Below are 24593 nucleotides of genomic sequence, written 5' to 3' on the forward strand. Positions count from 1 at the left end.
GGGGGAAGGAACGCGGGGAGTGCTTGCTACTCGGCCTTTGCTACAGGCTTCTCCGCGGGCAAGGCCTTCAGTCCGGCAGCACAGCCCACGATTCCCGCGATGAACAGGAGCTTCAACGGACTCGCGGTTTCCACACCTGTGATCATGGCCCAACCAACGGTCAGCGCAGCTCCGATACCAACCCACACCGCGTAGGCAGTGCCGAGGGGGATTCGTTTCACGGCGATACCCAGGCCGAGCATGCTCAGCACGGCGGTGATGGCAAAAACCACAGTGGGCATGAGTTGCGTAAAGCCGTTGGACAACCCCAGAGCCGTGGCCCATACGGCTTCCAGCAGCGCTGAAGCCAGGAGGATGATCCAGTAGAGGCCGTTGCCGGTGTTCTTGATGTTTCCAGTGTTCTTAGTCATGGCTATGCCACCACCTTCAGGCCAATGACACATGCGCCGATGCCCGCAAGCAAAAGCAGCCGGGCCGTCGTCGCACGTTCAACTTTGGTAACCATGGCGTACGTGGCTGTCAGTACCACGCCGACACCAACCCACACTGCGTAGGCCGTGCCGGTGGGAATGGATTGCATCGCAATAGCGAGTCCGGCCATGCTGGCCACGACAGATACGAGGAAGACAACTGTGGGGACGGGTTTACGGAAGCCCTTGGAGCGATGGAGAGCTGCTGCCCAGACGGCTTCGAGTGCCCCGGAAAGAATGAGAATTAACCACGACATGACATTTTCCTTTGGCCAGTCTTGTCGCATGCCGGGTACTGAACCGTCGTCCGGAGGTTCCAGAGGGGAACCTTCATTTCAGGCTAGCAACTCCCCTGCGGGGTGGCCACCTCTGGTGGTTAACGTCACCAGCTCAGGCGTGCGACGGGTCCACATGATCGATCGAGATGACTGCCACGAAGCCCCGGCCTGAGATTTCAGGGCTGCGGGTATCCGAGCCAACCACGGCGTCGTATCGGGAGAGCTCGACTGGTTCACCGACGCTGGGTGCCGGACCGTCGCCGTCGGATCCTTCCTCCACAGCGGCTGGTTCCTCCACAGCGGCCCCGGGCGCCACCGTGGCCTTACCCTCAAGCAGGACGGCCAGCTGGCCCTCGAAGACCGGGTGCGCGCGTTTCTTGGAGATCTCCACAATGGAGGTGTAGCCCTTGAAAGCACCTTCGCGTGCGATGACGTTCAAATCCCGGATGTCGCCGGTCGGAAGGGTGGCCGAGGATGCAGCCTCGCCCGAGAAACGGAACGGACGGTACTTCTCCAACGGATGCTCCGAGCCGTCCACCGTGAGGAGCAGCAATTCGCCGTCGATGATGGTGATGACCCGCTCCATGCCCGGAAACACAGAAAATTCCCCAGCCTTGGAAACGTCCGCGATGCTGACGCGCCAATCCCAGGCGCCGTCCTGTGCGGAGGCAGCCTTCGGATGGCTGGCGAGTTCGCGCGTCACCCCGCCCCCATTACGCCACGGTTCGGGACGGATGTCGGCAAAGCGGATAATCTCCATTCGACCAGCCTAGTGGTGGACGCGGCTTCTGCGTTGGCTTTGCAGCTTGCTAACGTCATATGTGGAAAACGTTCTGACTACGGCTGGAGGCATGGGAATGTTCGTCAAAGTGTGCGGCTTGAGCACGCCCGAATCCGTCCGTGAAGCGGTGGACTCCGGTGCGGACGCGGTCGGGTTCGTACTCACCGCCAGTCCGCGCGAAGTCAGCCCGGACCAGGTGCGCATTTTGCTGCCGCTGGTGCCGGAGGGTGTCCATGCTGTGGGTGTTTTCCGGCATGAGGAAGCCGATGCGGCGGTGGCTACGGCTCGTGCCGCCGGCCTCGAATGGGTGCAATTGCACGGTCACCGGACAGCCAACGACGTCACAACAGTGCACGACGGCGGGATGCGGCTCATCCGGGCCGTCACCATGGGTGCCTCGCAAGATGAGTTCGCTGATCTGGGCGAGGATATTTTCCTGATCGATGCCGCTATTCCCGGCTCAGGGGAGTCGTGGGACTACGGCTCCGTGCGCGCCAAGGAACTTGGCGGTAGGGAATGGCTGCTGGCCGGCGGGCTTGAACCCGGCAACGTGGCCTTCGCAGCAGCGGCGGCCGGTGCATGGGGAGTGGACGTGTCCTCTGGCGTCGAAGCATCCCGCGGAGTGAAGGACCTGGCCAAGATCCGTGCCTTCGTCGAAGCCGCCAAGGCCTGACGCTCTCTCACTTCCCGTTGGCTTTTCGCTGACGCTCTCGCACTTCCCGTTGGCTTTTCGCGGTCGCTCTCTCACTTCCCGTTCTTTCTGGTGGTGATGTGAGAGAGGATCGGTGGAAACCCGCGATTTAGTGAGAGAGGATCGGTGGAAACCCGCGATTTAGTGAGAGAGGGTCTGCCTGTCGCGGGCACCCCCTAGACTCACTTCCAAGAGCACGATTAACCTCGAAACTTCGAACCCACGGAAGCCAGGAGTCACGCAATGAGCACGGAACAGTACACCCTGACCATGAGCCGCGAATTCGATGCTCCCCGCGAGAAGGTTTTCGAGGCCTGGATGGAGCCGGACAAGCTCACCCAGTGGTTCGGGCCCGTGGAAGTGGAGGCTCCCCGCGATCAGATCATCGTCGAGCCCCGGGTTGGCGGGGTTTGGCAGGTAGTGATGGTGTGGTCGGATGAGAACGGCGAGCAATCTGCCCCGATCGAAGCCACTATCTCCGAGCTGAACAGCCCGGCTCTTTTGGTGGCACAGGCCAAAGCCGCCCCGGACGCGGACCACGAGTACGAGGAAATGCACCTTGAATTCGAGGACCTCAACGGCCGAACCAAGATGAATCTCATACAGGGTCCGTTCGCTTCCGAAGAGTGGGTGGAGATGACGCGCGACGGCTGGGGCACCTCGTTCGATAAGCTGGATGCGCTCCTGGCTAGTTGAGGAACTGACCTGGGCCTGGGCGCCGCTGGAAGTCAGGGAAGATTCAGGGCAGACCCCTAGGCTTTTTGTCGGGCCTGCAGGGGAGAATGAAGACTATGAAAACGCTCCTTAACATCATCTGGCTTGTCTTCGGTGGGTTCTGGCTGGCCTTGGGTTACTTCGCGGCAGGCATCATTTGCTGCGTACTCATCGTCACTATCCCGTGGGGCATCGCTTCGTTCCGGATCGGTGCTTACTGCCTGTGGCCCTTCGGCCAAATGGTGGTTGAGAAGCCGGGCGGTTCCGGGGTGTTTGCGCTCTTGGGCAACGTGATTTGGCTTCTGGTTGCAGGTATCTGGATTGCGATCGGTCACGTGGTCACGGCAGTTGCCATGGCCATCACCATCATCGGAATCCCGCTAGCCATCGCCAACCTGAAACTGATCCCGGTATCGCTGATGCCCCTCGGTAAGCAGATTGTGCCCACCAGCCAGCCGTTCGTCAGCACCTACCGATAAGCAGCACCTACCGCTAAGACGCAACCACTGCGCCGGTGAGCAGGTCGAACCGGAAGGTGCGCTCCGAACGCACCCTTCCGGCGTCGGCCTCTGCCGTGAAAGTGAGGTCCAGCGTTTTCCGGGCCAGATCGGTCTCCGTGATGGTGTACGTCGGGGTGAAGTACAGCGCGTGTTCGCCGGGTTGCAGGTCCGTTGGCGGGAAATTGTCGGGGTTGTTGTGCGGTCCGAGAAGCACGACGCCGGCAGCCGGCTCGGTGCCGCGGTTGCGGATGCGTCCGGTGAAAGCCAAGATGTCCCCGGCCTTGTAGCCAGCGATGATGGGGCCGTAGTTGAGGTCTTGGGCTTCGCGGGTGCCAAGGACCTGGTTACCGGCGTAGCCTTGGCCGATTTCCTTCCAAGTCTGCACGTCCCATTCGCCGTCGCTGTTGGCCGGAATCACGTGGTAGTCACCCGCGTTTTGCCATTCCGCGGGCCTGCCCGGAGTGATGGACCGCAGCTCCATGTCGAAGACGAGCCCCGCAGTGTCCGAAGAGTCCTGAACCGCTGCAGCTCGGTGAAGCTGCCTCGTCAGTTGCCCGGCAGGGATCGACGCGAACACGATCTCGCGGTAGCCGTGCCGCTCGTACAGCACCCCGATGTTTCCATTTGGCAGCCGCGTAACCGTCGAGTAAGCGGAACTGTCCTCGCACAGCAACAGCTTGGCCGGCCAGGTGGCGCCGTCGTCGGGGGAGAGGCTCAGGACCGTCTTCCGACGAAGATGAGGGTCCTGATTGTTGCTGGCGATCAGCCACTTGGAGGTCTCGGGTGTCGCGTAGGAATCAACGCTGGGAAGGCCGTCGAAGCGCGCCACGGAGCCGTTGTCACTGGGGTCGGGTAGTTCCGGGATGGCCTGCAGCGGGCTCCATGTCTGACCGCCGTCCTCGGACACAGCAGACAACCTGCACGGCGTTGCCCGCGAATGCAGGAGCAGCCGGCCATCGTCCAAGCACACAACCTTGTTTTCGTTGGGCCCAATGCCGCCGGGACCGGTTCCGATCATGTCTCCGAGGGACCAGGTCCCGCCGTGGTCGTCGCTGTATGCGGACGCAGCCATGATGGCTCCGTCTGCCAACAGCACATACTGTTGCACCAGCCGGCCTGCAAAAGGGCCGGTGTGTATCTGGATTCCCTGACCAGCCGCGGCGAACAGGCCAGTGACGGCACCGTGCTTGAGCTGTCCGGTGAGCCGGCGGTGTTGCCAGGTGTCGCCGTCGTCGTCTGAGAAGCTGACGTCCGCATGCTGCACCTCGTCCTCGGGCTCCAAGCCGGTGACGGCTTCGAAGAAGCCCGCATGCGTGCCTGCGGCGTGGAACATGAAAATCCGCCCGGTTTCCGTGTCGACCAGCAAGCTTGGATCGCCGAAGCCGTGGAGCCCCGAGCCCGTGCGCACAAGCTGCTGAGGCTCCCAGGTAACTCCGTTGTCGTAGCTGCGACGCAGGAGAAGATCTATGGGATTGGGGAGGTCGTCCAAGTTGGGTCGGCCGTCGTAGGCAGCCAGCACAGTTCCCCGAGTACTGACGGCGAGGGCCGGGATGCGGTACTGGCGGTAGCCGCCCACGCCGCGGACGGCCAGGACGTGCTCGACGTCGGGTACAGCCAGCGGGAGTTTGGGGGAATCCAGGAGGTAGGAGGTCACACCTCCATGGTAGCCCCGGCTGCAAAGACCACCAGAAACGTTGACGAGTAATCTTGGCGGGTGACCACCAAAGCCCAGCCCAGCGCCCAGCACCGAGCCGAAGCACTCAAGGAGCGGGTCTATGTGACCTTCACCGGGCTGGCGGTTGTCCTCGCCCTGCAGTCGCACGCGGAGACACTCACTCCAGGGGAAGCCGCTTCGACGCTGGCCATCACAGTGGTGGGAACATTGCTGGCGGTGTTCGTGGCCGACTTCGTCTCGCACCTGGCCGTGCATGCGAAGACCCCCAGCCGTTCTGAGCTGGCGCATATGGCGCGGACCAGCTTCGGCGCCTTCGGGGCGATTGTTCTCCCATTGATCTTTATCGCGGTGGCTGCCATGGGCCGGTGGAGCGTCGAAACCTCATTGCGCGCATCAACGGTCGCCCTGATTACTGCCCTGGTCCTCATCGGCTATCTGGCGGTTCGCCGGGTGAAGATGTCGTGGTGGAAGAAGGTGATTGTGCTCGGTGCGGAGTTCCTCCTGGGCTTGGCGGTGGTAGGACTGGAACTCCTCGCGCACGGCTGAGGCGCGGAACTCGCGCGGGGCGTCGAGCGAACCGCTCACCCGAGTTCGCCGGTGAGGTTCCGTCGCGCGGCCGTCAACCAGAGTGCCTTGGCGCGTTCGCTGTGGAACAGGGGATCCAGCCTCAGGAGGTCACGTACGACGGCGGCGCGCCCCTTCGCGAAGTCGTCGTCACTGACGTGGGCGTAGTCTTCGCGGACGGCGGCACGATAGCGGGCATAGGACTGCTGGTCGCTGCCGAGCACCGAGAGGTCTGCGTCGCACAACATTGCACCCGCGTAGTCGCCTGTCTTTGGACTGTGTGTGGCGGTGAGTCGGACCAAGCGTGCCACCTCGGCCACCTCGTGCGGAGCCAAACCAGTGGACGTTAGCCGGTCCTCTGCCAAGCGTGCGGACTCTTCTTCGTCCTGCCCTGCGACCCCTTCATAGACGGCATCGTGGAACCACGCTGCCAGCAAGACGGTCCGGGCAGGCTGGTCCGGTTGGGCCAGTACATCCAAGGCCTCAAGGACTGCCAGGAGATGTGTCCGGCTGTGGTACTTCCTGCGGTCCTCTCCCCAGCGTTCCAGCAACTCAAGGCCCAGCTCCTCGTGGCCGGGATAGGTGCTGTTCCATCGTTCCATTAAAGGTATTGTCAAGGCCTTGCTCCGTTCACGAGCGGGGATGCGGAGTCCGCTGGCTATGAGTTTGCGGACCAGGATGCGGGCCTCCACAGGGATGGCGCCCGCGGATACGAGGTCGTCGTATCGTCGTTCGGGGACGTCGTAGTGGTCTCCGTCGAAGGCTCGTTCGGGAACGCCGGCGGAGGCTGCGAACGAGTGCAGCTCTTCCAGCGACGTGTCCGAAACCAGGTGTGAAAAAACGGTTCCATGCGCTGGCCACAAGGGCGGATCCACGTAGATGGCCATGGCCAAAGTGTAGCCCCGGACGATCCTTCCCAGTTGCCGGCCATCGGGACGTCTACCGCCGTGCTACCGTCCCGGAAGTACAGGCTTCACTGCCCGCGCTGATCACGGCAACTGGGAAGGAGTGCAGGAAACTCAGCGCTCGGCCGGCAGGATGTTCTGGTTGCCGCGGAACACGTTGTCGGGGTCGAACTCGCCCTTCACCAAGGACAGCCGGCGGTAGTTCTGTTCGCCGTAGGCCGCCATGATCCGGTCTTGCCCCTCGTCACCTATGAAGTTCAGCCATACGCCGCCCGTGGTGTAAGGGGCGATGTCTTGCCGAAACTGCTTGACCCAAGCCTTGGCTTCCTGCCCGCCCTCACGGGTCTCGGACAGGCCGAACGGGTGGCTGACCCACGAGGCTCCGCGGTGCTGCAATGGTGTGTTCGCGGCAGCCGGTCCGCCCACGGCTCCGCCCCAACGAGCCACCAGCTGCTGCGAGTGCGGGCCTGGAAGGCGCTGTGCCGAGTCCACCAGGAGGTCCAGGGCAGCATCGGACAGTTCGTCGTGGTAGTCGGCGCTCCAGTAGTTGTAGAGGTCCGGAGGGTCATCGATCATGCATTGGAAGTCCGCGTATCCCATGGGTGAAACCAGGTCCACCGAGGGGCCGAGGTCCTTGAACGGCTTTGCATGCTCCTCGCCGGCCTCAAGATCGCCCGCGTAGATGTATGCCATCCCGACGGCGAGCTTGCCCACCATCTCTTCGGGGACGAACTCTTCCGGCGGGGCGGTGAGGTACACCAGTGCTGTCCCCACGGCGTCGGGTGCCTCCAAAGCAATCTGCCGGTAGGCGCGCGACAGATCCGGTGCGTCGTCCCCGGGGAACAGCATGAGGCCGGCCACCACCGAAGGTCCGAGGTCGTGGAGCTGGAACGTCAAGGACGTAGCCACGCCAAAGTTTCCGCCGCCTCCGTGGAGGGCCCAGAACAGCTCCGGATTCTCGTCCCGGCTGGCGGTCACGCGATCGCCGGAGGCTGTGACGAGGTCTACCGAGAGCAGGTTGTCGCACGCGAATCCGTATGAGCGCTCCAGCCATCCGGAACCACCGCCAAGTGTGAAGCCCGAGACTCCCGTGGTAGAGGCGCGTCCGCCCGTCACGGCCAGCCCGTACTGCTGGGTTGCGCGGTCGAACTCGCCCCACGTGAGTCCAGCGCCGGCCGTGGCGGTCTTGGCATCGGGGTCCACGCTGATGGACTTCATGGGGCGGACGTCAATGACCAAGCCGTCGTCGTTGGTGGACATGCCGGCCACCGAGTGCCCGCCCGAGCGCACGGCAACATCCAGATTGTGGTTGTGCGCATAGCGCAGCGCCTCGGCAACCTCGCCGGGATCTGAGCATTTGGCGATGACAGCCGGCCTGCGGTCGATCATCGCGTTGAAGAGTTTTCGGGCGTCGTCGTAGTCCGGGCTGTCCGGCCGAATCCATTCCATGGGACGTTCCTTCGGATATGAAACTCTCCCCTAGAACAGGGTACGGCGGCCGGTCCCCGTGGACCATGGGTAACGCAAAGAAGTACGACGACGGCGGCGCACCACTTTCCGCCATGCGCACCAGAGCTTACGGGAGCGTCGGGCGGCATCGGGCGCGCCAAGAATGCAAAAGGGTGGGGGCGACGGAAAAGGGTGCAGCCAACGGGCGGCCCGCTGTCCGCGGTCATCTTTTGTTTGCGGATCATCAGGTGCCTCAGATCCGCAAATACGGCACTATGATGCATTTATGCCGCACATACGAATTTCCGAAGCCGCGCGTTTCCTAGGTGTCAGCGACGACACCGTGAGGCGCTGGACGGAAAATGGAACTCTCACTGCGCTCAAGGACTCAGCCGGGCGGCTCGCGGTGGATGGACTGGAACTGGCCACACTTGCCCGCGGGCAGTCCCATCTCCCTGATGATCCCTCCCGCGCGGCAAGCTCAGCACGAAACCGCTTCGTCGGCTTGGTCACTGGCATCACCGCGGACAAAGTGATGGCCCAGGTTGAGCTTCAATGTGGCCCGTTCCGCGTGGTGTCGCTGATGAGCAGCGAAGCCGTCCGCGAGCTCGGCCTTGAACTTGGCTCGGTGGCCACGGCCGTGGTGAAGGCCACCACAGTCATCATCGAAACACCGCAGGGAAAGAGCGTCATATGAGCATCCTCCGCAAGCCTCTTGCCGCACTTCTGGTTGCAGGTGCGGTCGCGGCAAGCTTGGCGGCCTGCGCCTCGGGCACCACACGTCCGTCCACAGGCTCGGCCAACCCGGGGTCGTCCATGTCCGGAGAGATCACCGTTTTTGCTGCGGCATCCCTGAAAACCACGTTTACCCAGTTGGCCAAGGACTTCGAAGTTCAGCACCCGGGCACCAAAGTGACTCTCAGCTTTGCGGGCTCCTCAGATCTGGTCACGCAGATTACCCAAGGCGCTCCCGCGGATATTTTCGCTTCGGCCGATACCAGGAACATGACCAAGCTTGACGACCAAGGGCTCGTGGAAGGCACCGCAACCAACTTCGCTACCAACGTCCTGGAGATCGCCGTCCCACCCGGCAATCCGGCGTCGATCTCTTCTTTTGCGGACCTTGCCAAGCCGGGCGTCAAAGTGGTGACCTGCGCCAGCCAGGTTCCCTGCGGCGCTGCAACGGAGGCCGTTGAAAAGGCCGCGGGAACAACGTTGAGCCCGGTGAGCGAGGAATCGTCAGTGACCGATGTCCTGGGCAAAGTCACCTCGGGCGAGGCTGACGCCGGCTTGGTGTATGTCACAGACGTCAGGGGCGCCGGCGACAAGGTCAAGGGCATAGCATTCCCGGAATCGGACGAGGCCGTCAACACTTACCCGATTGCCACGGTTGGCACTAGTAAGAACAAGGAACTCGCAGCCGCCTTCATCGCAAACATCACCAGTGAAGCAGGCAAGAAGGTCCTCAGGGATGCCGGCTTTGGAACGCCGTAGCGGAGGCCACGGGGAATGATCAGGCATAGCGGCTACCACGGCGTCCCGCGCTGGATTTATGTGGTCGCGGCCGGGGGCGGACTTTTGATGGTGCTTCCCTTGGCGGCGATGGTGTTGCGGGTGAACTGGCCACAGTTCATCCCGCTCATTACCTCCGAGTCCTCGCTGGCCGCGCTTGGCCTGAGCCTGCGGACCTCGGCAGCCAGCACCGTTCTGTGCATCGTGCTGGGTGTACCTTTGGCGTTGGTCCTGGCGCGTGGCGATTTTCCGGGCCAGCGGTTACTGAGGGCGTTCGTCCTCTTGCCGCTGGTACTGCCACCGGTGGTGGGGGGCATTGCGCTCCTGTACACCTTCGGCCGGCAGGGTCTCCTCGGCAAATCCCTGGAGCAGGTGGGAATCCAGATCGCGTTCACTACTACCGCAGTTGTTCTGGCTCAGACGTTCGTGGCCTTGCCGTTCCTTGTGGTGAGCCTGGAGGGGGCGCTGCGATCGGCGGGGAACAAGTACGAAGCCGTTGCGGCCACCCTGGGCGCTAAACCCACCACGGTCCTTCGCCGGGTTACCCTGCCGCTGGTTCTGCCCGGGCTCGCGTCCGGGGCCGTGTTGTCGTTCGCGCGTAGCTTGGGCGAGTTCGGCGCTACCCTGACCTTCGCGGGCAGCCTGGAGGGGGTAACCCGTACGCTGCCGTTGGAAATCTACTTGCAGCGCGAGACCGACGCCGATGCCGCCGTCGCACTTTCTTTGGTGCTGGTGGCGGTGGCAGTGGCGGTGGTTGGGCTCAGCTACGGGCGCCGACGAAGCAGTAGTCATGTGGAGGTGCAGCCATGACTTTTGAACTGCAAGCCAGCCTCCACTCCAGAAATTTCGAGATGTCCCTCAGCCTTAAAGATGGCGAAACCGTGGCCATCCTCGGTCCCAACGGTGCCGGAAAATCCACTCTGCTGGGTGTGATCTCAGGACTGCTGCGGCCGGATTCCGGCTCGGCGCGAATCGGCGACAAAGAGCTGTTCACGCTCGACGACGACACCAACCTTTGGAGCCCGCCTCACCTCCGGGGGACTGCGCTTCTGGCCCAGGAAGCGCTCCTGTTTCCGCATCTGAATGCCGTGGATAACGTGGCCTTCGGGCCGCGGAGTACGGGTGCATCCAAGGCTGCGGCGCGGGAAACGGCACGGCACTGGCTTGCCGAAGTTGATGCCCTGCCTTTGGCGGATCGGAAGCCGTCTCAGCTGTCCGGTGGGCAGGCTCAACGAGTTGCCGTGGCACGCGCTTTGGCAGCTGAGCCCGAACTCCTGCTGCTCGATGAACCCATGGCCGCTCTGGACATCCACGCAGCGCCCTTGCTCCGACGTGTGCTCAAGCGGGTCCTCGAAGGCCGCAAAGCCATCATCGTCACGCACGACGTCCTGGACGCCTACATGCTCGCCGACCGTGTGATGGTGGTGGAGAAGGGCCGCATTGTGGAAGAAGGCCCAACCCGGGATGTCCTCGAGCGGCCCAGAAGCCACTTCGCTGCCGGCCTCGCAGGGCTGAACCTTGTCACCGGGACCATCACCGGGGACGGAATAACGACGCCGGATGGCCGGGTCTTCGCCGGTCAGCACGATTCCGGCTGGTCACCTTCACTTGGCCAGGCAGGCGTGGCAGCATTCCCGCCGTCGAGTGTTTCCGTCTTTTTGGGTGAGGTGCACGGAAGCCCGCGCAACTCTTTTCCCGTGGTCATCACTGACCTTGAACCGCATGGTGATCAGATCCGGGTTCGCGCAAGGACCGGAGATCCCGTCCAGGCTTTGTCCGCCGACATCACTCCGGCAGCGTCCGCCGATCTGGGGCTTGTACCGGGCATGGAGGTGCGGTTCGTGGTCAAATCCGCGCTGGTGTCTGTTTACCCGGCCTGAGGTTGAGGGCCGGTGTTAGTCCCGGTACATCTGTTCGGCGTACGACGGTCCGTAATAAGTCTCAAGCTCTTCCAGTGGCGTCTCGGGCTGGGTGTAAGTCTTTGCGAGCGCCGCGATGCTCGGCAGGCCGCCGGCATCCCAGGTTTCGGGCTGCCACAGGCCACTGCGCATGAACGCCTTGCCGCAGTGCGTGAACACTTCCTCCACCGAAACTACGACGGCGGCGCGCGGCCGGTGCCCTTTGACCACCATGAGATCGAAGAAGTCGGCATCGCGGACAATCTGTGCGGTCCCGTTGATCCGGAGGGTGTCGGTGCGGCCCGGGACGACGGAAAGGATGCCGACGTTCGGGTTTTCCAGGATGTTGTGGAAGCCGAACACCAGTTTGTTGCCTGGGCGTTCCGGGATGGCGATGGTGTGGCGGTCTAGGACCTGGATGAATCCGGCAGGATCACCCTTGGGCGAGGCGTCCACGCGCCCTTGTGCGTCGGTTGTCGAGATGACGCAGAAGGGGCTGGCAGCCAGCCATTGCGTGTCGAAATCACTGAGGGATGTACGCACTTTCTTCCTGGTGCGGTCGAGGGGCAATCCGATGAGTTCTTCGAGTTCTTCTGCGGTTGAAATGGTCTCCATGGCCCCAGCCTACTTTCCCCTGATTTCGGCGGGCTCTGGACTCTGGTTTCGCCGTGGGCAAACATTGAACAGAGTGGACCCAAAAGCAAAGTTGAGCGTAGTAGACTCAACTTTGTCATCACTAGGCATCACTCCAGAAAGGGAGCACTCTTTGGACGTCAAATTCACCACCAAAAGCCAGGAGGCCCTTTCTGCGGCCGCCATGAACGCCTCCACTGCCGGTAACCCACAGCTCGAACCAGCACACCTGTTGAAGGCCCTGATGGACCAGCGGGAGGGTGTTGCTGTTGCCCTGCTGCGTGCCACCGGCGCTGATCCGGATGCGGTGAGCGTGCAGGCCAGCTCGGCCATCAAGGCCCTTCCGTCCTCCTCGGGCAGCTCGGTCCAGCAGGCGCAGCTGTCCCGTCAATCCATGCAGGCCATCCAGGCTGCCCAAGCCGAGGCGGACAAACTTGGCGACTCCTTCGTCTCCACTGAGCACCTGCTGCTGGGCCTCTCAGCCGGAAGCGACGCCGTCGGGAAGTTAATGCGCGACGCCGGTGCCTCCCATGAGGCGCTGCTCGCCGCCCTGCCGGGTGTCCGGGGCGACAGGAATGTGAACTCGCCCGATCCGGAGAACACCTTCCAGGCCTTGGAGAAGTTCGGCACGGACCTCACTGCTGTGGCCCGTTCCGGCAAGCTGGATCCCGTCATCGGGCGTGACAGCGAGATCCGACGCGTCGTCCAGGTCTTGAGCCGCCGCACCAAGAACAACCCCGTGCTGATTGGTGAGCCGGGCGTTGGCAAGACGGCCGTCGTCGAAGGACTAGCCCAGCGCATGGTGGCCGGAGACGTGCCGGAAAGCCTGCGTGGCAAGACCCTCATCGCCTTGGACCTCGCCTCCATGGTGGCCGGTGCCAAGTACCGCGGCGAGTTTGAGGAACGTCTGAAGGCCGTGCTGGAGGAAATCAAGAACTCCAACGGTCAGATCGTCACGTTCATTGATGAGATCCACACGGTGGTGGGGGCTGGCGCCACAGGTGAGAGCGCCATGGATGCCGGCAACATGCTCAAGCCCATGCTGGCCCGCGGTGAGCTGCGCCTCATCGGTGCCACTACTTTGGACGAGTACCGCGAGAACATCGAGAAGGACCCTGCGCTGGAGCGCCGCTTCCAGCAGGTCTATGTTGGCGAGCCCAGTGTTGAGGACACCATCGGTATCCTCCGCGGCCTGAAGGAACGCTACGAGGCACACCACAAGGTAGCTATTGCTGACTCCGCCCTTGTGGCCGCGGCGACTCTGTCCAACCGGTACATCTCCGGCCGCCAGCTTCCGGACAAAGCAATTGACCTCGTTGATGAGGCCGCGTCCAGGCTCCGCATGGAGATTGACTCCGCGCCGGAAGAAATCGACCAACTCCGCCGTGCCGTGGACCGTTTGACCATGGAAGAGCTGGCCCTCCAAGGTGAGACGGACCCTGCCTCGGTGGAACGGTTGGCAGCGCTCCGTGCGGACAAGGCCGATAAGAACGAAGAACTGAGTGCCTTGAACGCGCGCTGGGAAGCCGAGAAAGCCGGGCTCAACCGGGTTGGCGATCTCAAAGCGAAGATCGACGAACTGCGTTCTGTCGCAGATAAGGCCCAACGCGAGGGCGACCTCGAGTCGGCGTCGCGGATCCTTTATGGCGAGCTGCCCGCCTTGGAGCGGGAGCTGAGCGCCGCTGCTGAGGAGGAGTCGGCACGGAGCGATTCAAAACCGGAACTGATGGTTGCCGAGGACGTGACGGCGGACGACATCGCTGAAGTCATTTCGGCGTGGACCGGGATCCCGGCCGGTCGCATGCTCCAAGGTGAGTCGCAGAAACTGCTGCACATGGAAGAGGAACTCGGCAAGCGGCTCATCGGACAGACCAAAGCCGTCCAAGCTGTGTCCGACGCCGTGCGCCGTGCCCGTGCCGGCATCAGCGACCCCAACCGTCCCACAGGTTCTTTCCTGTTCCTTGGGCCCACCGGTGTGGGTAAGACCGAGCTGGCCAAGGCACTCGCGGACTTCCTCTTTGACGACGAACGCGCCATGATCCGGATCGACATGTCCGAGTACAGCGAGAAGCACTCGGTGGCGCGCTTGGTGGGTGCCCCTCCGGGATATGTCGGCTACGAGGAGGGTGGCCAGCTGACCGAGGCTGTCCGCCGCAGGCCGTACTCCGTAGTGCTGCTGGACGAGGTGGAAAAGGCCCACCCGGAGGTCTTCGACATCCTCCTGCAGGTTCTGGACGACGGACGCCTCACCGACGGCCAAGGCCGCACCGTGGACTTCCGCAACACCATCCTGGTGCTGACGTCCAACTCCGGCAGCCAGTTCCTCGTGGACCCGACCATGGATGCCAAGGCGAAGCGTGAGGCTGTCATGGCGGTGGTCCAGGCATCCTTCAAACCGGAGTTCCTGAACCGCCTGGACGAGATCGTGCTGTTTGATCCGCTGTCCGTGGAGGAACTGGCCCGGATTGTTGAGTTGCATGTGGCCGAGTTGGGCAACCGGCTCCGTGAGCGCCGCCTGAGCCTGGAAGTCTCTGATGGCGCACGTGCGTGGTTGGCCATGTCCGGCTTCGATCCCGCCTACGGTGCACGGCCACTACGCAGACTGGTGCAACGGGAGATCGGCGACCGCCTCGCCAAGGAGATTCTTGCAGGCGAAATCAGCGACGGCGACACCGTGCTGGTGGACACCGCCGCTGATCTGGACGAACTCACCGTTGAGGGCTTCGAAGCGCTGACGGGTCCCGACGGCGGCACTCCCGCCGGTACGGGCCTCACGGTCCGCAGGAAGCAGGGATAGCGGGCTACTTCTTGAGGAGATCCTCCTTGATGGTGTTGCCTGAATCCACCACGATGAAGCAATCAACGCGGCGGTCGCCCCGATCCCAACTAGTGGTGCTCGGGTAGACGTTCTGCTGGAGCAGTACGTAGTTGTCGGCCGCCTCGTTGAGCTTCACGTCTTTGCAAACCTCGCGTCCTTTGTCCCTCAGGGCGTTGGTTCCCGGGAAGGACTCATCAGCCGCATAGCTAAAGACGGCACCCAGTTGGGCGGAGTGCTCCGTGTCGCAGGCAACGGTTCTGGCTTTTGAAGAGTTGGCATCAAAGTCTGAGAAGCAGTCGCCCACTTGGAAGTCCTTGGCCTCCGCGTCGCGGGGGAGCGGCCCGGCTGTGGGGGCTGCGCTGGGCGTAGACACGGCCGCTTCAGGGCGCGTCCCCAGCAGGTTCAGCAAAACCCAGATGACAACACCAATAAGTATGAGAACGCCCACGACGATCCCGCCGATCACCAAACGTTGACGCTTGATGGGGTCTCCGTGAGGTTCCGGCTGTCCATCCGGGGCCGGCCATTGCTGGCCTGGATAAGGTTGCTCGCTGGTGTACGGCTGCTGGCCTGAATAGGACGGCTGTGCGTACGGCTGCTGGCCCTGGTAAGGCTGTGAGCCCGGCTGCTGGCCCTGGTAAGGCTGTGAGCCCGCGTAAATGGGTGCGGCGCCGTCTTTGCCTGAGTCTGCATCCGTGGGTGGCAGCGCGGGGTCGGGCTGCTCTGCCGGGTTGGGCACAAAATCCGGGTCAAGCTCAGGGGCGGGATCCGGTTGAAGGCCTGACGGCGACGCCCAAGGAGCTGCTGGCGGTTGGTTGCTTGGTGACGGCGGCGTTTGGGGCGCGGAAGGTACTCCATCCTCGCCTTGATCGCGTGGTGAACCATCGCGGGGTGAAGTGTTGTCCTGGCTCATATTCCGGGGTGTGCCTTCCTGCTGTGGAGCCGCATTGAGGCCGACTCTACCCAATTTTCGCCTCTCTTGGAGGTGCATCGGCGTGGTTTCGACTGTAGTCGGCCCGGGCGCGGGCTCCCGGTGGCGCGCAGGCACCCTCGAAAGCATGTAATCTAGACATACGACAAATTGACCAAACATTCCGGGGCCTCACCGATAGCCAAGGTGACCACCTCCGGTCCAAGTACAAAAGGGGGTCACGCCATGGGGCGCGGCCGTCAAAAGGCAAAAGCTACCAAGCAGGCTCGGGATATTAAGTACTACTCCCCGAACACTGACTATTCGGCACTTGAGCGGGAGCTCACGGGTCCGTCCAGTCGTGTAAAGAGCCACTTCCCCGACGATCCCCCGGAGCCGGACTACTCGGCCTACGAGGATAAGTACGCGGAAGATGACGACGACGAGGTTGACACCCGCCGGATCGGATAGCTGTCGCAACCAACAGGTGCCTTTGGCGCTGAGTTGCGGACCGCCGTCGTACATTACGGTCATCGCGCATTTTTGAATGCCGTATTTCTTTTAAAAAGGTCCCTCAGGCCACGCCGATCATTGGCGTACCCTGGGGGTCCTTTTTTGCGTAGGCTGGAGTCCGGGCGCGTTGAAAGGGTAATCCATGCCGGAGGTCCAGAGTTATCAGCAGGGAACACCGTGTTGGGCGGACCTATCCTCTACCGATATCGATGTCTCCAAAGCGTTTTATGGGGACCTCTTCGGCTGGGAGTTGGACGCCATGGATGCCGGAAATGGCATGACCTATTACATGGCCAAACTCCACGGCCGCTACGTGGCCGGGATGATGCAGCACCAGCCTGATGCACCCGAGGGAATGCCCTCCTATTGGGCAAATTACCTTGCTGTTGATTCCGCGGACGAGGCAGCCCGGAGAGTAGAGGCAGCTGGCGGCACCCTTCTTTCTCCTCCGGATTCGGTTCCTAACGGCAGCGGCCGTATGTTCTTCGCCACAGATCCCACCGGTGCCCAGATCGGTTTCTGGGAGGCGGGCAGCCATCCCGGGTCGGGTCTGGTCAACGAGCCGGGAGCCATGATTTGGAATGAACTGCAGACAAATGATGTCCCCAAAGCCGTAGCCTTCTATGAAGCTGTGACTGGGTGCAGCAGCGAAACCGGGCCAGCCGGAGACCTGCAGGAGTACACCAGCCTGCTGGTGAACGGGAGACGTATTGCCGGTGCGCTCAAGCTGCCCATTGAGGGGCTGTCACCGTTCTGGATGACGTACTTCAACGTGGTGGATACTGACTCCACGGTGGAGCAGGCCGTTGAGTTGGGGAGCCACGTGATCGCCCCGGCCTTTGACGTAGCGGGAGTTGGACGAATGGCAGTTCTCATGGACCCTGCGGGCGCAGCGTTCAGCATCATGACAGGTTTGACGGCATGAGCTCCCGCAAGCATTACGCCAGTGGTGAGCCGTGCTGGGCCGACCTTCAGACGAGGGACGTCGCGGCAGCCAAGACCTTCTACGGGCAGGTGTTTGGCTGGACCTTCAAGGACCTGCCCACCCCGGACGGCCGCAGCTATGCGCAGGCGTTCGTCAAGGATCAGCTGGTGGCCGTCATTGCGCCGCAAAATCCGAGGCAGGAGGCCGCTGGCACGCATGGCCAGTGGAACATCTATTTATCGGCCACTGACACCGACGAGATTGCCGAGGACGCGGTCCACGCTGGTGGCAAGCTTCAGTTCGGTCCCGAGCCCGTTGCGGACACGGGAGTCCTGGCGTTCATTGAACCTCCGGGCGGTGGGACCACCGGGATCTGGCAAGCCGGAACCCACACAGGTAGTCATTTGTTCAACGAGCCAGGGGCGTTGGCGTGGGCTGAACTATTGACGCCTGAGCCGCAGGCCGCCGTCGCGTTTTTCCAGCAGCTTTTCAGGCACGAAGTCACTGAATATCCCCAGGACGACGGCGGCAGCTACAGCACGTTGATGGTCAACGGTGACGAAGTGGCCGGCGTTGTTCCTGCCGATGAGGGCGATGACGCCGGCTGGCAGATTTACTTTGGCGTAGCGGATCTGCGCGCAGCAGCTGAGGCGGCCGTGGAAGCCGGGGGAGAGCTTCTGGTGGAGCCGGAAGACAAGCCTGAGACTGGCTCCCTCGCTACCATCCGGGATCCGCAAGGCGGGGTTCTGAGCCTGATTCAGGTCTAGGAAGAGCAAAAGAGCGGCCGGGCACTGCCCGGCCGCTCTCTTTACAAAGCCATAACGCGCTTAGGCGTAGGCGTTCACCAAACGGACAGCGCCGCCGTCGACGCCCTTGGCACCCTGGACGTAGTCCGGGCCGGTCTTGTCGATCGAGTCGCTGTCAGCAGATACGGTACCCATCACCCAGGACGGCAGGCCGCGGTCGTTGAGGCGGGCCACTGCGGCGTCTGCTGCTTCGGCCGAAACAATGGCAACCATGCCCACGCCAAGGTTCAGCGTGCGCTCCAGGTCGGCCAGCGGGACGTTGCCCAGCTCGGAAACCAGCTTGAAGATGGCGGGCAGTTCCCAGGTGTTGCGGTCAACCGTGGCCACCAGGCCCTGCGGGAGGACGCGTGCGAGGTTGGCTGCCAGGCCACCACCTGTGACGTGGCTGAAGCCGTGAACAGCGTTGGCCGAGTGCACCGGGAAGGCGCGGGCCAGGTCCAGGCAGTCGGCTGCGTAAACGCGGGTGGGCTCCAGGAGTTCTTCGCCCAAGGTGCGTCCGAGTTCGGAGACCTGGCGGTCCAGGGCCCAACCGGCGTGGTTGATGACGCGGCGGACCAGGGAGTAACCGTTGGAGTGCAGTCCGGAGGAGGCCATGCCGATCACCACGTCGCCGGCGCGGACGCGGTCCGGGCCCAGCAGGGCGTCGGCCTCGACGATGCCGGTGGCGGCACCTGCCACATCATATTCGTGCTCGCCCAGAAGGCCGGGGTGCTCGGCGGTTTCGCCGCCAACCAGTGCGGTCCCAGCTACGGAGCAAGCCGCTGCGATACCGCGCACAATGTCAGCGATGCGCTCCGGGACAACCTTGCCGCAGGCGATGTAGTCGGTCATGTACAGCGGCTCAGCGCCAACCACCACGATGTCGTCCACCACCATGCCCACCAGGTCGAAACCGATGGTGTCGTGAATGTCCATGGCCTGGGCAATGGCAACCTTGGTACCCACACCGTCAGTGGACGTTGCCAGCAGCGGCTTTTTGTAGGTCAGCAGCTTCGAGACGTCGTACAGGCCAGCGAAACCGCCGACGCCGCCAATCACCGAGGTGTTGTGGGTCGCCTTGATGGCGCCCTTCATGAGTTCGACGGCGCGGTCTCCCGCTTCGACGTCGACACCCGCGGAGGCGTAGGTGATACCGGAGTTGTTCTCAGCGGCGGGTGTTGCGGAGCTCATACAGACTCTTTCTTGTCGGCGTCGGTCAAACGATCAGCGTCGGTAAGCAGGTTTTCGAATTCAGCGTCAGGTCCGGGATCGCAACCCGTGGCACCCGGCTTGTCGGCAGGGTCCTCGGTATCGTCCACGGACTCGGTCTGGGCGGCCGGTTCCAGGCCACCAAGATCGGTGCGCTCCAGCAGGTTCTTGCCCAACTTGTCCGCGTGCGGCAGCTCGATGGGGTATTTGCCGGTGAAACAGGCCGTGCAGAGGCGCTCGCGCGGCTGCTGGGTAGCGCCGATCATGCCGTCCTCGGAGATGTAGGCCAGCGAGTCAGCGCCGATAGCCTGGGAGATCTCCTCAATGGTGGCGCCGTTCGCAATGAGTTCTGCGCGGGACGCGAAGTCGATGCCGTAGAAGCAAGGCCACTGAACCGGAGGGGAGGAGATCTTCACGTGCACGGCTGCCGCACCGGCTTCGCGGAGCATCCGGACAATGGCGCGCTGGGTGTTGCCGCGGACGATCGAGTCATCCACCACAACAATGCGCTTGCCACGGATCACGGATTCCAGGGCGTTGAGCTTCAGGCGGATACCCAGCTGGCGCAGCGTCTGCGAGGGCTGGATGAAGGTGCGGCCCACGTACGCGTTCTTGACGAAGCCGTGCGCGAACGGGATGCCGGACTGCTCAGCGTAACCAACAGCCGCGGGGGTACCGGACTCGGGAACTGGAATGACCAGGTCTGCCTCATGCGTGTTTTCGCGGGCCAACTGGCGGCCCATCTCAACACGGGCCTCGTACACGGAGCGGCCGGCAATGGCAGCATCCGGGCGGGCGAGGTAAACGTACTCGAAGACACAGCCGGCGGGAGTTGCCTCGGCGAAGCGCTGCGAACGGACGCCGTCCTCGTCGATGGCAATGAATTCGCCGGGCTCGATCTCACGGATGAAGCTGGCGCCAACAGTAGCCAAACCGGCTTGCTCAGAAGCGACAACCCAGCCGCGCTCCAGGCGGCCCAGACACAGCGGGCGGATGCCGTACGTATCGCGGGCTGCGTAGAGGGTTCCCTCATCCATGAAGACGAAGCAGAAGCCACCCTTGATCTTGGGCAGCAGCTCCAGTGCGGTCTGCTCCAGGGTCTTTCCCTCTTCGCCCTCAAGGAGAGCGGTCACCAGTGCGGTGTCCGAGGTGTTGCCCTGCTTCATTTCACCAGTCAGCTGGCCGTCGTTGCGCTCCAGGATCATTTCCCGGAGTTCAGCGGTGTTGGTCAGGTTGCCGTTGTGGGCCAGGGCAACAGTGCCTGTTGCGGTAGCGCCCAGGGTGGGCTGCGCATTGGCCCAGTGGCTTGCACCGGTGGTGGAGTACCGGCAGTGGCCAACGGCCAGGTGCCCGGTCAGGGTGTTCAGGGTTGTCTCATCGAAGACCTGGGACACAAGGCCCATGTCCTTATAGACATTAATGCGCTTGCCGTCACTGGTAGCAATACCAGCCGATTCTTGTCCGCGGTGCTGCAGCGCATACAGCCCGTAATAGGTGAGTTTTGCTACTTCTTCACCGGGAGCCCAAACCCCAAAGACGCCACAAGCGTCCTGAGGGCCTTTTTCGCCGGGGAGAAGATCATGAGAAAGTTTTCCGTCGCCACGTGCCACTGGTCGATTGTCTCATGATGTAGGCGTGGTACGTTCCCCCGCGGGCTATGTGACCCCGCGAACTGGCGTGTTCCCAAGAAAATGCGGTGTGTCTCACATCCGACGAGCCTCCGAAGAGGCGGGTCAAGCGCCTGACTCAGCGGCCGTCGTCGTGCTCTGGCCCTTCATCCGGAACCGAGTCCGGAACGGGCTCAACCACGGCGCGCTGGGTGCGCTTGACGCTAATGCGGTCCAGGATCAAGGCGAGAATCGAGAAGAGGATGACGCCGCCGCCCGCGCAGACGATCAGGAAAAAGCCGAACACTGTGCCGGCGTCGAAAGCGGGATCGGCCTGGCGGCCATAGGCGATAATTGCGGCCACGATCGCACCAACCACGGCCCCCAAAATCATGAAGGGTACAAACTTGGGTGCCCGGCGAACCGTGATCTCGCGTCGGGCGGAGTTGGGGGTGGTGTCCTCTGAAGCCATGCCTTCAAGCGTACCGTTCCGCGTTTGTGTACAGATAATGCCNNGGCATTATCTGTACACAAACTCCTGGGGTTAGCTGCCGCGGTATGTGGAGAACGCGAACGGGCTCAGCAGCAGGGGCACGTGGTAGTGCTCGCCGGCGTCGGAGACTGTGAAGTTCAAGTCCACTTCCGGGAAGAATGTTTCCGTGCCCAGGCCTTCGTAGTAAGCACCCGTGGCGAAGTTCAGGCGGTAGGCGCCGCCCGGAATCCGTTCCGGGCCGAGCGTTTTGATGCGGCCGTCGGCGTCGGTTTCGCCCTTCGCCACCAGGGTCCAGTCGTCACCTTCGCGGACGTAGAGTACGACGGCGACACCCGCCGCCGGGCGTCCGGAACCGGTGTCGAGAATATGGGTCGTTACTTGTGAAACGCTCATGCCTTGGCTCCTTCGCTGATCAGTCCGGAGAGGCGCAGCAGTGCGATCTCCCGCAACTGGCCAGCCACGATCGTGTCTTCTTCTTCAGGGGTGTGGGTGATGCGTTCCTGCAGGGTGCTGAGGATTTCCTCGGCGCTGCGACCGGCAGCACGAATCAGGAAGACCCTGCCGAACTTCTCCTCGTACGCCCGGTTGCCCTCGGCGAGTGCGGCTGTTGTGTGATTGTCGCCGGGATCAACTCCTGCCTGCTCCGAACGCGACATGGCCGCCTCGGTGGTCTGGGCTTTGGGGCGTTCGCCGATTCGGGGGTGGTGCGCCATGGCGGACTCCACCTCGGCCGCTGTGAATGGCTCGGCGGCACGCTGGGCCTGCCCCAGCAGTTCGTCGACGCTGGGGTAGGGGCGCGCGTCCACGATGGTCTCCACCCAACGGCTGATATCCAGGCAGGGGGTGAGGGTCCTGATGGCCTGGTCCCGGTCAACACTGTTGAATACTGCAAGCTCCATGCTTGTGTCATCCTCATGCAAAATGCTGGCATCCATGGTGTGGGCTATGCGGAACCCCTGCTGGTGCAGGAGGAAGCCCGTGCTTCAAGCTTCCGCATCATGGAACTGTTATTTCAGCATACGTAATTCAGTTAAGCCGAGTTGGCGGGTCGGTGTCAAGAGGCTACAGCGCTGTGACGCCGAGTTCGCGCTGTGAGGTAGAGGCGATGCGCCGTGATGACCAGTGCCAGCCAAGCGATGCCAATAGCCCACGCCGCCAAGACATCCGTCAGCCAGTGGTGGCCCAGGTAAACCCGACTCAGGCCCATGGTGAAGGCGAACACCGACGCGACCAGCACGGTGATAACCCTCGCTTTGGTGGTCTTGAGCCTCAGGATGATCAAGTAAGCCACGATTCCGGCAATCACAATCGAGTTGAGCGAATGGCCGCTGGGGAATGATGCCGAGTGCTCGTAGGGTGGAATTGCGTCGGCGATGTCCGGGCGGCTGCGGCCGAAGATGGGCTTGCCCAGGAGGGTGATGACCAGAGAACCCAGCCCCGCTGCGAGCATCAGGATCACAGGAGTCCACGACCTCCGTTTGGTGGCGAGGAATATCATGATGCCCACGGCGATGAGGGGCATGCCTACCGTTCCGCCAATGTTCGTATATGCCGTGGCAGCCACGTCCAAGGCGGGGGAGCGCACGCTCTTGGCTGCTGCCAGCACGGGATCATCCAGCCCGGCAACGCCGTCCGCCTCCGTCACGGACTCATAGACCTCACCAAACACCAATGCCAGGGACAAGGCAACGGCAAGTCCAGCAACAAGGGTGATGATCAGTGCTGCGTAGGGGCCCAGCAGGGAGGTGACCTTCTCAGCGCCTCCGGCCAATATCCGTCCAGCAGGGGATTTCCAGCGCGTCAGGTCCTGGCCGGCGACGAACCGGTCCTGGCTGACTTCGCCCGTGACGCCTTGCTCGGGCGCCTCGTTTCCTCCGGCTTTTCCTTCAGTCGTCACTCTCGTCCCCTATCCGTGGCGGCCTCAGTATTGGTGAGTAACCTTAGCAGTTAGGCCTTGGAGGATCGGTTATAGCCCTCTCCCAGAACGTTGCGAGGCCCACTCTGCGCGCTATGGGGGCGTTTTAGCGTGCAGAGCGGGCCCCGCAACGTTGGGTGGGGCAGAATGACCTCAAGCAACTGAAGGAGTTCGCACATGCCCGAGATTCTGACGTCCAGGTTCCTGTTTGGTCCCGGCCCCAGCAATTGCTACCCCGAAGCCATGGCCGCCCTGGCCTACCCCGTGCTGGGCCACCTCGATCCCGTATTCATCGAGCGGCTGGACCGCACCTGCGAGGGCCTCCGCACCGTCTGGGGTACGGCCAACGCGCGGACGCTTCCGTTGAGCGCCACCGGTTCCGGCGGCATGGAAGCGGCCTTCGTGAACACAGTGTCCGACGGCGACGTGGCAGTGATCGCTGTCAACGGACTTTTTGGGGTGCGGATGTGCGAAGTTGCGCGACGCTGTGGAGCCACAGTGGTCCGGGTTGATCACGAATGGGGCCAGCCCGTGGATGCCGAGCGGGTACTCGCAGCGCACCCTAATCCAAAGGTGATCGCTGCCGTCCATGCCGAGACGTCGGTGGGGGTGCTCTCTGACATCGCCGCATTGGGTGCCGGCAAAGGGGATGCGCTGCTGATCACCGACGCCGTCACCTCCATCGGCGGTTTGGAGCTCCGGGCAGACGACTGGGGGATCGACGTCGGATATGCCGGCACCCAGAAATGCCTCGGTGTGCCGCCGGGCTTGTCTCCCTTTACGATTTCGGACCGGGCATTCGAGCGCCGGGTCAAGGATCCGCGCTCCTGGTACTTGGATATTGGGCTGCTCGGCGGGTACGTCGGCGCGGCCAGCGGCGCACGGACCTACCACCACACCGCTCCGGTTACCATGATCGCGGGCCTGGAAGCCGCGCTGGACCGCATCCTCGCCGAAGGGCTGGATGTTGTCCAGGCCCGGCACCGGGCGGCTGGTACTGCTTTGCAGGATGGGCTGCAGGACATGGGGCTGGAACTGTTCGCCGCCGAGGGTTCCCGGTTGCCGAGCCTCACCACCGTCAAAGTGCCCGACGGCGTCAACTCGGCCGCCGTCCACGCTTACCTTTTAGAGAACTTCAGTATGGAAATCGGCTCGGGTGTGGGGGAGTTCGCGGACACTGTGTGGCGCATCGGGATGATGGGCCCCAACGCCAACCCCGCTTCCGTAACCCTGGTGCTCGGCGCGCTGAAAGAGGCCCTCGCCAAAGCCTGATCCTCTCTCACATCCCGGGCGTTTAACCGGATCGCTCTCTCACATCCCGGGCGTTTAACTGCGGCCGTATGGTTTT

General features: G+C 62.9%; 27 protein-coding genes and 1 riboswitch. Of the genes, 13 read left to right on the forward strand and 14 right to left on the reverse strand.

Features of this window, described 5'->3' with window-relative positions; all coding sequences use genetic code 11:
- Positions 1–26: 26 nt before the first annotated feature.
- The 3 genes from EU811_RS07520 to EU811_RS07530 form a co-directional block, all read right to left on the reverse strand.
- On the reverse strand, positions 27–410 hold the full coding sequence (locus EU811_RS07520; protein WP_142937875.1) for a DMT family transporter: 384 nt from the start codon (positions 408–410) through the stop codon (positions 27–29).
- 2 nt (positions 411–412) lie between these two features.
- Entirely contained in the window at positions 413–727 is a 315-nt protein-coding gene (locus tag EU811_RS07525; protein WP_024818198.1) for a DMT family transporter, read from the reverse strand.
- A 10-nt stretch (positions 728–737) separates the two neighbouring features.
- Positions 738–803: riboswitch (guanidine-III (ykkC-III) riboswitch) on the reverse strand.
- 57 nt (positions 804–860) lie between these two features.
- A complete protein-coding gene (locus EU811_RS07530) occupies positions 861–1508 on the reverse strand; it encodes a HutD/Ves family protein (protein WP_142937876.1) in 648 nt (215 codons plus the stop codon).
- Positions 1509–1605: 97 nt separating this feature from the next.
- Here EU811_RS07530 and EU811_RS07535 point away from each other — a divergent pair, with 97 nt between their 5' ends.
- From EU811_RS07535 to EU811_RS07545, 3 genes are all read left to right on the forward strand, one after another.
- On the forward strand, positions 1606–2202 hold the full coding sequence (locus EU811_RS07535) for a phosphoribosylanthranilate isomerase (protein WP_142937897.1): 597 nt from the start codon (positions 1606–1608) through the stop codon (positions 2200–2202).
- A gap of 261 nt (positions 2203–2463) precedes the next feature.
- On the forward strand, positions 2464–2916 hold the full coding sequence (locus EU811_RS07540; protein WP_142937877.1) for an SRPBCC family protein: 453 nt from the start codon (positions 2464–2466) through the stop codon (positions 2914–2916).
- Between the two features lie 95 nt (positions 2917–3011).
- A complete protein-coding gene (locus tag EU811_RS07545; RefSeq protein WP_062068115.1) occupies positions 3012–3413 on the forward strand; it encodes a YccF domain-containing protein in 402 nt (133 codons plus the stop codon).
- A gap of 13 nt (positions 3414–3426) precedes the next feature.
- Here the strand turns inward: EU811_RS07545 and EU811_RS07550 are convergent, their stop codons facing one another.
- Entirely contained in the window at positions 3427–5088 is a 1662-nt protein-coding gene (locus tag EU811_RS07550; RefSeq protein WP_142937878.1) for a sialidase family protein, read from the reverse strand.
- A gap of 60 nt (positions 5089–5148) precedes the next feature.
- On the opposite strand from EU811_RS07550, the gene EU811_RS07555 reads away from it, so the two are divergent.
- Positions 5149–5655, forward strand: coding sequence for a hypothetical protein (locus tag EU811_RS07555; protein ID WP_142937879.1), 507 nt, complete (start codon positions 5149–5151; stop codon positions 5653–5655).
- A gap of 35 nt (positions 5656–5690) precedes the next feature.
- On the opposite strand, the gene EU811_RS07560 is transcribed toward EU811_RS07555, so the two are convergent.
- Positions 5691–6560 carry a DUF4031 domain-containing protein gene (locus EU811_RS07560; protein ID WP_142937880.1) on the reverse strand — a complete coding sequence of 290 codons (870 nt, stop codon included), beginning with the start codon at positions 6558–6560 and terminating at the stop codon, positions 5691–5693.
- A 132-nt stretch (positions 6561–6692) separates the two neighbouring features.
- Positions 6693–8027: an FAD-binding oxidoreductase gene (locus EU811_RS07565; RefSeq protein WP_142937881.1), complete on the reverse strand. Its 1335-nt coding sequence runs from the start codon at positions 8025–8027 to the stop codon at positions 6693–6695.
- Positions 8028–8313: 286 nt separating this feature from the next.
- Between EU811_RS07565 and EU811_RS07570 the strand changes: the two genes are divergently transcribed.
- The 4 genes from EU811_RS07570 to EU811_RS07585 are packed head-to-tail and all read left to right on the forward strand — an operon-like array spanning position 8314 to position 11419.
- Positions 8314–8724, forward strand: a complete 411-nt coding sequence (locus EU811_RS07570) for a TOBE domain-containing protein (RefSeq protein WP_142937882.1) — start codon at positions 8314–8316, stop codon at positions 8722–8724.
- On the forward strand, positions 8721–9521 hold the full coding sequence (gene modA, locus EU811_RS07575) for a molybdate ABC transporter substrate-binding protein (protein WP_142937883.1): 801 nt from the start codon (positions 8721–8723) through the stop codon (positions 9519–9521). The genes EU811_RS07570 and modA overlap by 4 nt, the downstream gene beginning before the upstream one ends.
- 15 nt (positions 9522–9536) lie before the next feature.
- Complete coding sequence (locus EU811_RS07580) at positions 9537–10349, forward strand: ABC transporter permease (RefSeq protein ID WP_142937884.1); 813 nt, start codon at positions 9537–9539, stop codon at positions 10347–10349.
- Positions 10346–11419 carry a sulfate/molybdate ABC transporter ATP-binding protein gene (locus tag EU811_RS07585; protein WP_142937885.1) on the forward strand — a complete coding sequence of 358 codons (1074 nt, stop codon included), beginning with the start codon at positions 10346–10348 and terminating at the stop codon, positions 11417–11419. Before EU811_RS07580 ends, EU811_RS07585 begins: the two co-directional genes overlap by 4 nt.
- A gap of 15 nt (positions 11420–11434) precedes the next feature.
- Here EU811_RS07585 and EU811_RS07590 read toward each other — a convergent pair whose 3' ends face one another.
- Complete coding sequence (locus EU811_RS07590; RefSeq protein ID WP_142937886.1) at positions 11435–12052, reverse strand: MSMEG_1061 family FMN-dependent PPOX-type flavoprotein; 618 nt, start codon at positions 12050–12052, stop codon at positions 11435–11437.
- 151 nt (positions 12053–12203) lie between these two features.
- Here EU811_RS07590 and clpB point away from each other — a divergent pair, with 151 nt between their 5' ends.
- Positions 12204–14867: an ATP-dependent chaperone ClpB gene (gene clpB, locus EU811_RS07595; RefSeq protein WP_142937887.1), complete on the forward strand. Its 2664-nt coding sequence runs from the start codon at positions 12204–12206 to the stop codon at positions 14865–14867.
- A 4-nt stretch (positions 14868–14871) separates the two neighbouring features.
- On the opposite strand, the gene EU811_RS07600 is transcribed toward clpB, so the two are convergent.
- On the reverse strand, positions 14872–15801 hold the full coding sequence (locus EU811_RS07600) for a septum formation family protein (protein ID WP_238703333.1): 930 nt from the start codon (positions 15799–15801) through the stop codon (positions 14872–14874).
- Positions 15802–16044: 243 nt separating this feature from the next.
- Between EU811_RS07600 and EU811_RS07605 the strand changes: the two genes are divergently transcribed.
- The 3 genes from EU811_RS07605 (at position 16045) to EU811_RS07615 (ending at position 18003) form a co-directional block, all read left to right on the forward strand.
- Positions 16045–16269 carry a DUF3073 domain-containing protein gene (locus EU811_RS07605; RefSeq protein ID WP_011776148.1) on the forward strand — a complete coding sequence of 75 codons (225 nt, stop codon included), beginning with the start codon at positions 16045–16047 and terminating at the stop codon, positions 16267–16269.
- Between the two features lie 184 nt (positions 16270–16453).
- Complete coding sequence (locus EU811_RS07610) at positions 16454–17236, forward strand: VOC family protein (protein ID WP_142937889.1); 783 nt, start codon at positions 16454–16456, stop codon at positions 17234–17236.
- The gene (locus EU811_RS07615; protein ID WP_142937890.1) at positions 17233–18003 is read left to right on the forward strand and encodes a VOC family protein; all 771 of its coding nucleotides are present in this window, start codon (positions 17233–17235) and stop codon (positions 18001–18003) included. Before EU811_RS07610 ends, EU811_RS07615 begins: the two co-directional genes overlap by 4 nt.
- Positions 18004–18063: 60 nt before the next feature.
- Here EU811_RS07615 and purM read toward each other — a convergent pair whose 3' ends face one another.
- The 6 genes from purM to EU811_RS07645 form a co-directional block, all read right to left on the reverse strand.
- Entirely contained in the window at positions 18064–19212 is a 1149-nt protein-coding gene (gene purM / locus EU811_RS07620; RefSeq protein WP_142937891.1) for a phosphoribosylformylglycinamidine cyclo-ligase, read from the reverse strand.
- Entirely contained in the window at positions 19209–20840 is a 1632-nt protein-coding gene (gene purF / locus EU811_RS07625) for an amidophosphoribosyltransferase (protein WP_142937892.1), read from the reverse strand. The genes purM and purF overlap by 4 nt, the downstream gene beginning before the upstream one ends.
- A gap of 136 nt (positions 20841–20976) precedes the next feature.
- Positions 20977–21309 carry a hypothetical protein gene (locus EU811_RS07630; protein ID WP_142937893.1) on the reverse strand — a complete coding sequence of 111 codons (333 nt, stop codon included), beginning with the start codon at positions 21307–21309 and terminating at the stop codon, positions 20977–20979.
- A gap of 72 nt (positions 21310–21381) precedes the next feature.
- The gene (gene uraH, locus EU811_RS07635; RefSeq protein ID WP_017199951.1) at positions 21382–21723 is read right to left on the reverse strand and encodes a hydroxyisourate hydrolase; all 342 of its coding nucleotides are present in this window, start codon (positions 21721–21723) and stop codon (positions 21382–21384) included.
- The gene (gene uraD, locus EU811_RS07640) at positions 21720–22229 is read right to left on the reverse strand and encodes a 2-oxo-4-hydroxy-4-carboxy-5-ureidoimidazoline decarboxylase (protein ID WP_187697097.1); all 510 of its coding nucleotides are present in this window, start codon (positions 22227–22229) and stop codon (positions 21720–21722) included. The genes uraH and uraD overlap by 4 nt, the downstream gene beginning before the upstream one ends.
- 155 nt (positions 22230–22384) lie before the next feature.
- The gene (locus tag EU811_RS07645) at positions 22385–23227 is read right to left on the reverse strand and encodes a phosphatase PAP2 family protein (protein ID WP_142937895.1); all 843 of its coding nucleotides are present in this window, start codon (positions 23225–23227) and stop codon (positions 22385–22387) included.
- 195 nt (positions 23228–23422) lie between these two features.
- Between EU811_RS07645 and EU811_RS07650 the strand changes: the two genes are divergently transcribed.
- Complete coding sequence (locus EU811_RS07650) at positions 23423–24517, forward strand: pyridoxal-phosphate-dependent aminotransferase family protein (RefSeq protein WP_142937896.1); 1095 nt, start codon at positions 23423–23425, stop codon at positions 24515–24517.
- Positions 24518–24593: the final 76 nt, after the last annotated feature.

The sequence above is a fragment of the Arthrobacter sp. TS-15 genome (assembly GCF_006964045.1).
GTDB lineage: Bacteria > Actinomycetota > Actinomycetes > Actinomycetales > Micrococcaceae > Arthrobacter.

Bases quoted from the DNA above. Each gene is read 5' to 3' on its own strand.
- EU811_RS07600 (WP_238703333.1), bottom strand. From the start codon at position 15,801: ATGAGCCAGGACAACACTTCACCCCGCGATGGTTCACCACGCGATCAA.
- EU811_RS07615 (WP_142937890.1), top strand. From the start codon at position 17,233: ATGAGCTCCCGCAAGCATTACGCCAGTGGTGAGCCGTGCTGGGCCGAC.
- EU811_RS07650 (WP_142937896.1), top strand. From the start codon at position 23,423: ATGCCCGAGATTCTGACGTCCAGGTTCCTGTTTGGTCCCGGCCCCAGC.
- EU811_RS07540 (WP_142937877.1), top strand. From the start codon at position 2,464: ATGAGCACGGAACAGTACACCCTGACCATGAGCCGCGAATTCGATGCT.
- EU811_RS07590 (WP_142937886.1), bottom strand. From the start codon at position 12,052: ATGGAGACCATTTCAACCGCAGAAGAACTCGAAGAACTCATCGGATTG.
- uraH (WP_017199951.1), bottom strand. From the start codon at position 21,723: ATGAGCGTTTCACAAGTAACGACCCATATTCTCGACACCGGTTCCGGA.
- EU811_RS07570 (WP_142937882.1), top strand. From the start codon at position 8,314: ATGCCGCACATACGAATTTCCGAAGCCGCGCGTTTCCTAGGTGTCAGC.
- EU811_RS07525 (WP_024818198.1), bottom strand. From the start codon at position 727: ATGTCGTGGTTAATTCTCATTCTTTCCGGGGCACTCGAAGCCGTCTGG.
- uraD (WP_187697097.1), bottom strand. From the start codon at position 22,229: ATGGAGCTTGCAGTATTCAACAGTGTTGACCGGGACCAGGCCATCAGG.
- EU811_RS07530 (WP_142937876.1), bottom strand. From the start codon at position 1,508: ATGGAGATTATCCGCTTTGCCGACATCCGTCCCGAACCGTGGCGTAAT.
- EU811_RS07560 (WP_142937880.1), bottom strand. From the start codon at position 6,560: ATGGCCATCTACGTGGATCCGCCCTTGTGGCCAGCGCATGGAACCGTT.
- EU811_RS07610 (WP_142937889.1), top strand. From the start codon at position 16,454: ATGCCGGAGGTCCAGAGTTATCAGCAGGGAACACCGTGTTGGGCGGAC.
- EU811_RS07580 (WP_142937884.1), top strand. From the start codon at position 9,537: ATGATCAGGCATAGCGGCTACCACGGCGTCCCGCGCTGGATTTATGTG.
- EU811_RS07630 (WP_142937893.1), bottom strand. From the start codon at position 21,309: ATGGCTTCAGAGGACACCACCCCCAACTCCGCCCGACGCGAGATCACG.
- EU811_RS07545 (WP_062068115.1), top strand. From the start codon at position 3,012: ATGAAAACGCTCCTTAACATCATCTGGCTTGTCTTCGGTGGGTTCTGG.
- EU811_RS07605 (WP_011776148.1), top strand. From the start codon at position 16,045: ATGGGGCGCGGCCGTCAAAAGGCAAAAGCTACCAAGCAGGCTCGGGAT.
- EU811_RS07535 (WP_142937897.1), top strand. From the start codon at position 1,606: ATGTTCGTCAAAGTGTGCGGCTTGAGCACGCCCGAATCCGTCCGTGAA.
- modA (WP_142937883.1), top strand. From the start codon at position 8,721: ATGAGCATCCTCCGCAAGCCTCTTGCCGCACTTCTGGTTGCAGGTGCG.
- EU811_RS07585 (WP_142937885.1), top strand. From the start codon at position 10,346: ATGACTTTTGAACTGCAAGCCAGCCTCCACTCCAGAAATTTCGAGATG.
- EU811_RS07520 (WP_142937875.1), bottom strand. From the start codon at position 410: ATGACTAAGAACACTGGAAACATCAAGAACACCGGCAACGGCCTCTAC.
- EU811_RS07565 (WP_142937881.1), bottom strand. From the start codon at position 8,027: ATGGAATGGATTCGGCCGGACAGCCCGGACTACGACGACGCCCGAAAA.
- purM (WP_142937891.1), bottom strand. From the start codon at position 19,212: ATGAGCTCCGCAACACCCGCCGCTGAGAACAACTCCGGTATCACCTAC.